The organism is Microbacterium yannicii PS01 (assembly GCF_000304335.1).
GTDB classification, from domain to species: Bacteria; Actinomycetota; Actinomycetes; order Actinomycetales; family Microbacteriaceae; genus Microbacterium; species Microbacterium yannicii_A.
Genome location: NZ_CAJF01000004.1, coordinates 155,354 through 166,177 on the forward strand (window position 1 = coordinate 155,354; position 10,824 = coordinate 166,177).

The following is a 10,824-nucleotide window of genomic DNA, read 5'->3' on the forward strand; positions in this document are numbered from 1 at the left end:
CGTCAAGCCTCCGCTGCGGCGACCTCAAGCGGCGGCATCGGCTGCCACGCGGCATCCTTCGCGATCTTCCGGCCGTCTTTCAACCCCCGGAACAGGTTCGACGTGCCGCGCACGGTCCGCTCGACGAAGAGGAGCCGGATGAGCTCCTTGCCGAACGTCAGCGCGGTGCCGAGCCCGAACAGCACCGGGTTGTAGACGCCGAGCGAGCGGTAGTAGCGCTTGATGATCGCGCGGTTGCGCATGATGTAGTACCGGTACGCGTTGCTCGAGGCGTTCATGTGCCGGATGCCCATGTCCCACTGCTTGATCTCGCGGGTTCGGCGCAGCACGAACTCGTCGACGATCACCGACGTCGTCTTCCGCGAGGCCAGCCAGCCGTACGTCTGGTCGTCCCAGTAGATGAAGAAGCGCGGATCGGGGAGGCCGATCTGCTTCACGATGTCGCGGTGGATGAACATGCCCTCGAAGCAGCCGGAGTTCATCGGCTTGTACCCGGACGAGTCGAAGGATGCCGGGGCGAAGGGGATCGGGATCCCCATGCGCTCGGCGATGCGGTACTGCCAGTAGAACTCGCTGCCGTCGTAGTCGTAGCGACGGCCCTGGATGCTCTGGAACCGCGGCGCCCACTTGCCCATCTTGGCCAGCCCGTCGTCGATGACCTCGACGTCGTCGTCCATGAGCCAGATCCACTCCGAGCCGAGCTCGTACGCGACCCGCATGCCCTCGCTGAATCCGCCGGATCCACCCGTGTTCGTCTCCATACGGCGGTAGACGAGCTCGGTGTCACCGAGGCGCTCGCGATAGGACTCCACGACGTCGGTCGTGTCGTCGGTCGAGGCGTTGTCGATCACGACCACATGGCCGGGCTTCGGATCCATGGCGACGATGCTTGCGAGAAGGCGCGTCAGCAGGCCCGAGCGGTTGTAAGTGACGACCGCGATGGTGGCGGTCGCCGGGTCGAACGCAGCAGCAGACGGAACGTGGGTCACGGGGGAGTTCTCCGGGAACGGGGCGACGGGCGCCGAGGCGTCGGGCCGGAGAGAAGCCTACCCTGCCGTCCCGTCGGGAGCCTGAGCGCCCGGCGACGGCGGCGTGCCCGAGCCGCCCGGCACATGAGGCAGGCCCTGGCCCCCGGCATCCGTTCGCGAATCGATGCGCTCGCGCCACGACCGCGACTGGCCGGCGCGCACCGCGCACAGCACGAGCATCATCCAACCGAGGCCCGACAGGGTGAAGCTCTCGAACATCGAGTCGACCATGAGCGCGACGAGGATCAGCGGCGTCCACGCGTAGACGACGGAGCGTCGCTCGCTCGCCACCAGCCACGACCGCACCAGCGCGAGACCGGCGAGACCGACGAAGAGCACGAGCCCGACCCAGCCGAGCTGAACCAGCACGTCGAAGAAGGCGTTCAGCCCGGTGGCGTGCGTGGAGTCGAGCTGGAAGTTGATGGCGTTGAAGGGGAACTCCCGCGGCGCCCACGGGCCGTACCAACCCCAGCCGTGGACGGGGCGGAAGCGCGACATGTCGACCATCACGTTCCACAGGTCCACGCGCATCGAGAAGTCGCTGCCGGCGCCGAGGACGGCGATGATCGGATGCCGCGCCAGGTAGCCGACGAAGACGCCCACGACGACGAGCGCACCCAGCGCGAGCTGGAGGCCTGCCCGGCGCTCGGGCCGCGTGTGACGCACCCACGCCAGCGCCGCCACGGCCAGTCCGACCCCCAGCGCGAGCACGAGCACCGTGGGGGAGTCGCTGAAGGCGGCGAGGCCGCCGGCCAGGACGACCGAGGCGATCGACAGCCCGGGGCGCACCGACTGCGTGCGGTACTCGATCAGGAAGGTGATGAGGGCCAGCACCGCGACGAAGCCGAGCAGGTTGCGCGTGCCGAAGACGCCCTGGATCGGTCCGAGCTGGGCGAGGTTTCCCTGCACACCGAGGAACGGGATCGGGACGTCGAGCAGCACACCCGAGAGCACCTCGACGATCAGCGACGCCGCCAGCAGGACCCGGAGCACATCGCCGAGTGCGCGAACCGTCTGCAGCGTGTCGCGGATGTGGCCGATCACCACGGCGAGGATTGCCAGGGCCGCCGTCGACACCCAGCTCCAGAGCGACGACGAAACGTCGGAGCTCCAGAACACGCTCGCGAACGCCCACGCGACGAACATCAGGACGGTGGTGGGTACGAGGCGGAGCAGCGAGATCTCCTGCCGGCGGACGATGAGCACTCCGACGCCCAGGGCGACCAGGCCGGCCACGATCGTCACGTAGGTCACCTGTCCGGCCACCCGCTCGATCAGCCGCGACGAGAACACGGCACCGAGCACCGCCAGCGTGTAGGCGCGGGCGAAGGATGCCGAGGCCAGCAGCGTCACGAGCCATCCCGGCTGCGCGGCACGGGCCGACGAGCTCACGCGTCCTGCTTCGTCGGCGTGTCCGGCGTCGAGGAGCCCCGACCGCGCGCTGAGCCGCGTCGCGAAGCGCCGGAGAGCGGCTCGGCGGCGAGGTCATCGGTGGGCACCGTCTCGCCGCGCTCGATGGCGGCGCTCTGCTCGGCGGGGCCTACGCCGACGTGCGGAGACTGCTTGATCTTGGCGCCGAGCATGACGACGAACAGCCACCCCCACAGCAGCAGGGGAGTGGACTCGGCGATGCCCTGCACGAGCACGATCGCACCGACGAGCGTGGGCAGGAGTGTCAGCGGCGAGTAGGGGCGGTCGGCGCGGAGGTCCCAGCGAGGGCGGTCGATCGCGAAGAACCACGACCGCCACACGAATGCCAGGTAGACGGTGGCGAGCAGGACGACGCCGATGAAGCCGAGCTGCATGGAGACGTCGATCCACATGTTGTGCGCCTGGAGCACCGTTTGGCCGTGGTCGATGATCCAGCCGTCGAACGCCGGATCCCACGGCGCCCAGGGCGTTGCGAAACCCCAGCCGGCCCAGGGGCGCTCCGACGTGCGGGCGAGGACGTCCTGCCAGATTCCCTCCCGTCCGGTGAGATCGGAGCTTCGGCCGAGAGCGCTGAAGATCGCGTCGCGCAGCAGCCAGAGCGTGAGAAGCCCGCCGATGCCGACGACCGCGTACGCGACGTAGTACTTGGTGCGCTCGCCCGGGCGGCGGGCGCGTCGCATGAGCAGCACCGTGGCGAGCACGACGACGACCGCCGCCGCTGCGAGGTAGGCCGTCGCGGACGAGGCGCGCAGGAAGAGGAACGCCGCGAGGCCGATCCACGCGTAGAGGAGCGCGCGCCGTGGAGCGCCCGAGGCGATGCGGATGCCGAACACGATGATGGCGAGCAGCGCGACCGGCCCGAGCAGGTTCGCGTTGCCCATGAGGCCCTGGATGCGCTCGCCCCAGTCGAACAGGTTGTCGCGCGACCAGTACTCGATGGGGTCGTCGGCCTTGCCGACGACGAAGCCCGGCAGGAGCGGTGCCCGGACGAACACCGACACCGCCAGTTCGAACAGCAGCGAGAGCGCCAAAACCCATTTGAGAGCGGATGCCGCGGCTCGGATCAGCTCGCGCCAGGTGAGGACGGTGCCGATGAACAGCGCCTGGACGGTGGTGATGTACAGGAGCAGCAGGGTGATGGCCGTGGTCTGCGGCCACGCCGACCAGAGGAGCGACATGGTGGCCCACACGACGTACACGACGACGAACCAGGGCAGGCGCCGCCAGTTCACCGGTGGTCGCAGGACGATCCACAGGATGACCGACAGCAGCCCTCCGGCGATCGTGATGGCGGCGGCGACCGCCGCCCCGAAAGCGTGTACCCAGGCCGTTCCGGACAGCGCCATGAAGAGTACGAAGATGCACCAGCCGCGCAGCAGGAGGTGGCCGGTCTTCTCACGGACCGGCGGCGTGGGCGGTGCCGACGCCGGGTGCTTCGAGTAGACGGCCATCGCGTCACAGGTTACCCCGGCCGCCTCGGCGTTTCGGGAGCGTCGCTCCGGCTGCTCCGATCGGGCGCCGAGCCGGGCGTCATTAGGCTGGGCGGGTGCTGATCCCGCTTGCCAATGACCCGCGCGACTACGCCTGGGGTTCGACATCCCTGATCGCCGATCTCGAGGGTCGCGAGCCCTCGGGCGGGGTCGAGGCCGAGGTGTGGTTCGGCGACCACCCTGCTGACCCGTCCGAGACGCCCGATGGGCGCACGCTGGACCGGTGGATCGCCGACGAGGGCGCCGACGCCGGCGTCCCGGAATCCCTGCCCTACCTGCTGAAGCTGCTGGCCGCGGCATCCGCTCTGTCGATCCAGGCCCACCCGTCGAAGCCGCAGGCCGAAGCCGGCTTCGCGCGGGAAGAGGCCGCCGGCGTCCCGCGAGACGCCGCGGATCGCACCTACCGGGACGACAACCACAAGCCCGAGCTCATCGTGGCGCTCAGCGACACCTTTCGCGCGCTTGCGGGCCTGCGCGAGCTCGACGCCACTCGGCGTCTCATCGGTGCGCTGGGTTCGGGGGCGCAGCCGCTCGCCGACCGCGTGAACGCTCAGGACGCGACCTTGGCTGGGGTGGTCGGCTGGCTCCTCTCGGACGGTGTCGACGCGGCACGCGATGTCATCGCGGCAGCCGTCGCCGCCGAATCCGAGGAGTTCGCGACGGAGCTGGACATGGCGAGGACCTTGAATGCGGCCTTCCCCGGCGATCCGGGCATCGTCGTCGCGCTGCTGATGAACCTCGTCACCCTGCGCCGCGGCGAGGGCCTGTTCGTGCCGGCCGGCGTCCTGCACGCCTATCTCGAAGGCCTGGGCGTCGAGCTCATGGCGGCGAGCGACAACGTGCTGCGCGGGGGCCTCACGCCCAAGCACGTCGACGCCGCCGAACTCGTGAGTGTGCTCGACGACACCCCAGGTCTGCCGCCGGTCCTGCATCCGCGCGATCTGGGCGACGGCGTGGCCGCGTACGACGTGCCGGTGGACGACTTCACGCTGCTGACGGTCCGTTCGCAGGAGGACGGCGAGGCGTCGGTCGCCGTGACCGGACCGGCGATCGTGCTGGCCACGGCCGGAGCACCCACCGTGAGAGGCCGCGCCTCGGGCTCGTCTGCGACGCTCTCGCCCGGGCGCGCGGTCCTCGTCACGCCGGACGAAGGTCAGGTGCTGGTGAGCGGCGGGGGCGACCTGTTCATCGCGCTTCCCGGACGCTGATCGCAGAGCCGAGCGTTCTCATCGGACCGTTACCTCCGCACGACACGCCGACGGCGCGTCGTGAAGGTTCAAGACTCGGTTGAGGCTTTAGTATCTGCGACTTGATTTCCGTGAACTACACCGGTGTAATTATCGGTACACGCACCAGCGTGTAAGTGGGATCACGGGGGGTGAGAACGACATGACGGTTTCGCAATTCCGTTCCGGCGTTCCCGACGACTGGTTCGTCGATCCGGTCCAGCTGGGGGTTCCGGGGGTTCGCCGCAACACCGATACGGAAGAGGACAATCCGCTCTCCTGGCAGACGGACGCCTTGTGCGCACAGACGGATCCGGAGGCGTTCTTCCCCGAGAAGGGCGGTTCCACCAGAGACGCCAAGCGCATCTGCACGTCCTGCGACGTGCGCGACCAGTGCCTGGAGTACGCGCTTCAGAACGACGAGCGCTTCGGCATCTGGGGCGGCCTCAGCGAACGCGAGCGCCGCAAGCTGAAGCGCCGCGCGGGTTGAGACGCGCGAACGGATCGGCCGGCGTGATCCGGCCGACCCGGCGCGTGCGTCCTGAGCGCTCCGGCGCTCCCGCCTAGGCTGACCACGTCATGCCCGCCGCCACGCCCGACCCCACGGCTCCGTCCCGCGCCTTCACGTCCCCTGCAGCAACGGCTCCTGCAGCCGCGATGTCTCGTCGTGTGCACGCCCTCGTCGTCGTTCGACCCGACGGTCGCGCCCCGGCCGCGTTCCACCTCAAGCGCACCCTCGCGGCGCTGACCGAGCAGTCGCGCCGGCCTGACGCGCTGACGATCGTCGTCTGCGGCGGAGACGATCGCCTCGCCGAGATCGCGGATGCCGCGGGCGCAGCCTCCGTCGTGAAGGCACCGGCATCGGCATCCTTCGCCGCCGCCGTCGCCCTGGCTTCGCCGAGCATCGACGGAGACGCGGTGTGGCTGCTCGCACAGGACACCGCACCCGAGCCCGACGCGCTCGCTCGTCTGATCGGCGCCCTGGAGCTCTCGCCGTCGGTCGGCTTCGTGGCGCCCAAGCTCGTGCGGTGGGATGACCGCTCCGAGATCGTCTCGCTCGGCGCGGCGATGACCCGCTTCGGGCGCGCCATCGGCCTGGCCGATGGCGAGCTCGACCAGGGGCAGCACGACGCGCGCGAGGACGTGCTCGGAGCCGATGTCCGCGGCATCCTGGTCCGTCCCGAGGTGTGGCGCGAACTCGGCGGTCTCGACCGCGGGCTGGCGGGGGCGGACGAGGGCCTCGACCTCGGCGTTCGGGCGCGCCTTGCCGGCGCCCGTGTCACGCTGGTGCCCAGCGCGCTCGTGGCCGTCGCGGGCGACGGCGCCGCCGGTCTTCCCGCGCCGATCACGCCGCAGCGCCGTCGGCGTATCGCCTACGCCGAGCGCGTTGCTCAGCTGCACCGGCGTCTGGCCTACGCGCCCGCCGCGGCGGTGCCGTTCCACTGGCTCTCCCTGCTGCCGCTGGCTCTGTGGCGCACAGTCGTCGACCTGGTGCGCAAGCACCCCGTGCGCATCGCCCCGGAGTGGGCCGCGGCCGTCGTCGTCATGGTGCGACTCATCTCGGTCGGGCGCGCACGCCGACGCATCTCCCTGACGAAACGGGTGCCCTGGACGCAGCTCGTGCCCCTGCGCATCTCACACAGCGACCTCCGCGAGCGTCTCGACGATGATCCCGAGGTCGCCCTCGGCGGTCATCGCCGCAGCGATCTGCGCTTCTTCTCCGGCGGAGGGGCGTGGCTCGTGCTGGGCGCGCTCGTGGTCTCGATTGCGGCGTTCCCCGCCCTGCTTGCCTGGCCCGTCCTGGGCGGCGGCGCGCTGCAGCCGTTGTCCGAGACGCTCGCCGGTCTGTGGAACGACGCCGCGTACGGCCAGCGAGCACTGGGTCTGGACACCGTAGGCCCCGCCGATCCCTTCGCGGCGGTGATCGCGGTCCTGGGCTCACTGGCGCCGTGGGATCCATCGCGTGCCCTCGTCTTGCTGTGGATCCTCGCCCTGCCGCTTGCTGCGCTCGGCGGATGGTTCGCCGCGACGCGCGTCACCGAGCGCTCGGTGCTCCGCCTCCTCGGCGGCGCGGCATGGGCGCTCGCGCCGACGTTCCTGATCGCCCTGACCCAGGGGCGGCCGACCGCGGTCATCCTGCATCTGCTGCTGCCGTGGCTCTTCCTGGCCGCCTCGGTCGCCCACCGTTCATGGTCGGGCGCGGGAGCGGCCTCGATCCTCCTCGCGGCCGTGATCGCCACGGCGCCGTCCCTCGCCCCGGCGCTGGTGGTGCTGTGGGCGGCCGCGATCCTGCTCGCCGTCGCCCTGCGGGCCGGCCGCGGCGTGGCCCGGCTGATCTGGACGGTCATACCGGCGATCGCCCTGTCGCTGCCGCTCGCCTGGAACGCGGTGACCAACGACCGGGCGTGGGGACTCCTGGCCGACCCGGGTGTGTCATGGGCTGGACCACAGGTCGCGCCCGACGCGGCCGGCCGGGGGCTTCTGGCCGCCGGCATCCCGACGCCGGATCTGGCGGGATGGACGACGCTGCTGCCGGAGGGGCCGACGTGGTGGGTGCCGCTGCTCGCCGCCCCCCTCGCCCTGCTCGCGCTCGCCGCGCCGTTGACGCAGCGCTGGGCGGTCGGGACCGGATTCCTCCTGATCACGGCGCTCGGTCTGGCGACCGCCTTCGCGGCCGTCGGCATCTCGGTGGCGTTCGCGGAGTCGGTCTCGGTGCCGATCTGGCCGGGCGCGGGACTGAGTCTCGCGTGGCTGGGAGTCATCGGCGGCGCGCTGGTCGCGCTCGACGCCGGTCTCGCGCCTCGCGTCGCACTGGTACGCGGCCTCGCCGCTGTGGCCGTCTTCGCTGCTGTCGTGGTGCTGGCGATGCCGTCTCTGACCGCGATGGCTCGGCAGACGACCTCTCTCACCAACGGGCCGGCGAGCACCCTTCCCGCCTTCGTGGCGGCGCAGGGCCGCGACGACGTGGACGTCGGGACCATCGTGCTCACGCCACAGGCTTCATCCGGAGTCTCGGCCCGCGTCGTCTGGGGCGAGAGCGAGACGATCGGCGGACAGACCACGATGCTCTCCACGCGCACGAGTCCGACCCCGCAGGATGCGGAGGTTGCCGAGCTCGCCGCCGACCTGGTGACGTCGTCGGCCGAGGATGTCGTCGCGGTACTCGCCGACCTCGGCGTCGGGTTCATCCTGCTCGCGCCGTCGACGGCGCCCGAGTCCGACGAAGCGCGAGCCATGCGCCTGTCGGCCACCACCGCCCTCAACCAGCGTGACGCGCTCGACAGCGTGGGCGACACCGCCAAGGGCGAGCTGTGGCGCGTCATCGACGAGGTCGCGCCCCGACCGGAGGAACCGGCATCCGTTCTGACCTGGGCGCGGCTCATCGCGCTGGGCCAGCTCATCGTGCTCGGCATCGCGCTGCTGCTCGCCGTCCCCACCTCGGCCTCGCGCCGGGCGGCGCGCCGCACGCCCCGCGTTGTCGGGCCGCACTGGCAGGAGGGACGATGAGCGACCGCCGCGTGTTCCGCTGGGCGACCACCAGCACCCGCATGCTGATCGGCACCGTGGTGTCCGTCGCGGCGGTCATCCTCGTCGTCACCGCGGTGTCGGTGCCCTGGCCCACGCTGGTCCGCGACCCCGTGAGCATCGCCGCCGTCCCCGCTCCCGCTGCGTCGATCGTCGCGTGCGACGGCGGCCTGCTCTTCCTCGGCCGTGACCCGATGAATGCCGCCGCCGTCTCGGCCGTCGCTCCGCAGAGCGTGACGGCCGGGGCGAGCGAGGGTGCGCCGGAGCCGCAGGAGCAGGTGCTGGAGGCGCCCGGCGTCACAGGAGACGGCGGTCCGCTCGCGCTCACCGCGGCGCCGCTCGAGCGCGCGCGCGTGGATGTCGCAGCCGCCGGCTCGTCCACGATCGCCGCCGACGACATGGCCGGCTTCGCCGCGTCCGCGTGCCGCCCCCCGCTCCTGGAATCGTGGCTCGTCGGTGGCTCGGGCACCACCGGAGCCTCGGATCTCGTGCTGCTGTCGAACCCGGGCACGGTCGCGGCGACGGTCGAGCTCACCGTCTTCGGTGCCGCGGGGGCGCAGAGCCCTCCCGGCGGCTCCGACCTGATCGTCGCCCCCGGCTCCCAGCGGCTCGTTCCGCTGGCCGGCATCGCGCTGGACGAGGCGAGCCCGGTCATCCGCGTCTCAGCGACCGGAGCCCCGGTCCACGCGTCGTTGCAGACCAGCATCACCCGGACCCTCACCCCGGGCGGCGTGGATCAGGTCGGCCCCGTGACGCAGCCGGAGGCGACGCAGACGATCACCGGCATCGCGGTGACGGATCCTCCCGGCGTCGACGGAGCCTCCGACGCGGCGACGGTCCTGCGCGTGCTGGCTCCGTCGGCCGACGGCACCGTGCAGGTGACGGTGACGCCCGTGGGCCGTGCCGAACCCGCGATCGAGCCGGAGGAGGTGCCCTTGACGGCGGGGCAGCCGGTCGAGGTGGCGCTGCCTGGACTGGCCGTCGGGTCGTACAGTGTCGAGATCACGGGCGACGTGCCGGTCGTGTCGGCCGTGTGGCAGGCCACCGGGTTCGAGGAGGGCGACGACTTCGCCTGGTACACCCCCTCGCCCGAGATCGCCGTCCCGAGTCTGTTCGCCGCGCCGGGCGGCCCGCCGCCGACGCTGACCGTCGCGAACCCCGCGAGCGGGGCCGCGGTCGTCGTCATCACCTCGGACGACGGCGCCTACCGCCTCGAGCTCACCGTTCCGGCGCAGAGCACGATGACCGCGCGCCTGTCGGCGCGGACGGTCTATCTGCTCGAGCCGAGCGCGCCGGTGCGCGCGTCGCTGTCGTTGTCGGGCGACGGTGCGCTGGCCGGCATGCCGGTGTGGCCGGCGGATGCCGCGTCCCCCGAGATCATGGTCTACCCCTGAGCCGCCGACCCCGGTGAGGAAGTCCGCACGGCTCAGAAGGAGCGGAACCGCTCCGGTCCGAGATCCCATGGGTCGCGGTCGAGATACTCGGCGGCGGCGCGGAAGACGGCGCTCTCGATCAGCATGCGGCGGTGCAGCTCGTCGTTGCGATGCAGATGACTCAGCCGCTCGATGGGCAGCCGGTACATGATGATGCGCTTGGCATCGCGCAGGACGGTCCAGCGGGGGATGCCGCCGGCATCGGTCGCCGGAGGCATGTCGGCCACCTCGAACCGGACGTCGCGGAGGTCCTCCCACGCCGAGCGCAGGAACTCTGCCGCTGTGCCGACGGCGAGATCGAACCGGTCGACGCGCGTGTCGAGCGGGGGAAGCGGGGGTCGCACGACGGGGCTGCGCCCTTCGCGGCCGTGCCGTCCGTGCCGCGGCGCGCGTCGCGGGGCGCGCTCGCTCGTCCGGGTTCGCCGCCAAGCCATGGCTCCATCCTAGGTCTGCGCGGCAGCCGAAGACCGAGCCGTCGCGAACGGCCGCCGCGTTCGGCGTGCCGCGGCCGTTCGCGACGGCTCGATGATCCCGAGCGGCCGTTCGCGACGGCTCGGCGGGCGCCGTGACGGGGCGTCCGCGGGAGCGAGCGTGGCGCGGCATCCCGCGATCGAGACGTCACGAATGGCCGCCGCCAGTGCGTGCGCACAGCCGTTCGCGACGGTTCGATGATTCCGCACGGCCGTTCGCG

At 71.5% G+C, this 10,824-nt stretch carries 8 protein-coding genes; 4 read left to right on the top strand and 4 right to left on the bottom strand.

Features of this window, described 5'->3' with window-relative positions:
* Positions 1–2: 2 nt before the first annotated feature.
* The 3 genes from WYM_RS03820 to WYM_RS03830 are packed head-to-tail and all read right to left on the bottom strand — an operon-like array spanning position 3 to position 3,910.
* On the bottom strand, positions 3–989 hold the full coding sequence (locus tag WYM_RS03820; RefSeq protein WP_019179508.1) for a glycosyltransferase: 987 nt from the start codon (positions 987–989) through the stop codon (positions 3–5).
* Positions 990–1,046: 57 nt separating this feature from the next.
* Complete coding sequence (locus WYM_RS03825; protein ID WP_019179509.1) at positions 1,047–2,420, bottom strand: O-antigen ligase family protein; 1,374 nt, start codon at positions 2,418–2,420, stop codon at positions 1,047–1,049.
* The gene (locus tag WYM_RS03830) at positions 2,417–3,910 is read right to left on the bottom strand and encodes an O-antigen ligase family protein (RefSeq protein WP_019179510.1); all 1,494 of its coding nucleotides are present in this window, start codon (positions 3,908–3,910) and stop codon (positions 2,417–2,419) included. The genes WYM_RS03825 and WYM_RS03830 overlap by 4 nt, the downstream gene beginning before the upstream one ends.
* A gap of 95 nt (positions 3,911–4,005) precedes the next feature.
* Here WYM_RS03830 and manA point away from each other — a divergent pair, with 95 nt between their 5' ends.
* From manA to WYM_RS03850, 4 genes are all read left to right on the top strand, one after another.
* Complete coding sequence (gene manA, locus WYM_RS03835) at positions 4,006–5,157, top strand: mannose-6-phosphate isomerase, class I (protein WP_019179511.1); 1,152 nt, start codon at positions 4,006–4,008, stop codon at positions 5,155–5,157.
* Positions 5,158–5,338: 181 nt separating this feature from the next.
* A complete protein-coding gene (locus tag WYM_RS03840) occupies positions 5,339–5,665 on the top strand; it encodes a WhiB family transcriptional regulator (RefSeq protein ID WP_019179512.1) in 327 nt (108 codons plus the stop codon).
* A gap of 89 nt (positions 5,666–5,754) precedes the next feature.
* Positions 5,755–8,682, top strand: coding sequence for a glycosyltransferase family 2 protein (locus WYM_RS03845; RefSeq protein WP_237739294.1), 2,928 nt, complete (start codon positions 5,755–5,757; stop codon positions 8,680–8,682).
* Positions 8,679–10,094 carry a DUF5719 family protein gene (locus tag WYM_RS03850; RefSeq protein ID WP_019179514.1) on the top strand — a complete coding sequence of 472 codons (1,416 nt, stop codon included), beginning with the start codon at positions 8,679–8,681 and terminating at the stop codon, positions 10,092–10,094. Before WYM_RS03845 ends, WYM_RS03850 begins: the two co-directional genes overlap by 4 nt.
* 32 nt (positions 10,095–10,126) lie before the next feature.
* Here the strand turns inward: WYM_RS03850 and WYM_RS19110 are convergent, their stop codons facing one another.
* Positions 10,127–10,567, bottom strand: a complete 441-nt coding sequence (locus WYM_RS19110; RefSeq protein WP_019179515.1) for a metallopeptidase family protein — start codon at positions 10,565–10,567, stop codon at positions 10,127–10,129.
* Positions 10,568–10,824: the final 257 nt, after the last annotated feature.

Bases quoted from the DNA above. Each gene is read 5' to 3' on its own strand.
- WYM_RS03845 (WP_237739294.1), top strand. From the start codon at position 5,755: ATGCCCGCCGCCACGCCCGACCCCACGGCTCCGTCCCGCGCCTTCACG.
- WYM_RS03850 (WP_019179514.1), top strand. From the start codon at position 8,679: ATGAGCGACCGCCGCGTGTTCCGCTGGGCGACCACCAGCACCCGCATG.
- WYM_RS03830 (WP_019179510.1), bottom strand. From the start codon at position 3,910: ATGGCCGTCTACTCGAAGCACCCGGCGTCGGCACCGCCCACGCCGCCG.
- WYM_RS03840 (WP_019179512.1), top strand. From the start codon at position 5,339: ATGACGGTTTCGCAATTCCGTTCCGGCGTTCCCGACGACTGGTTCGTC.
- WYM_RS19110 (WP_019179515.1), bottom strand. From the start codon at position 10,567: ATGGCTTGGCGGCGAACCCGGACGAGCGAGCGCGCCCCGCGACGCGCG.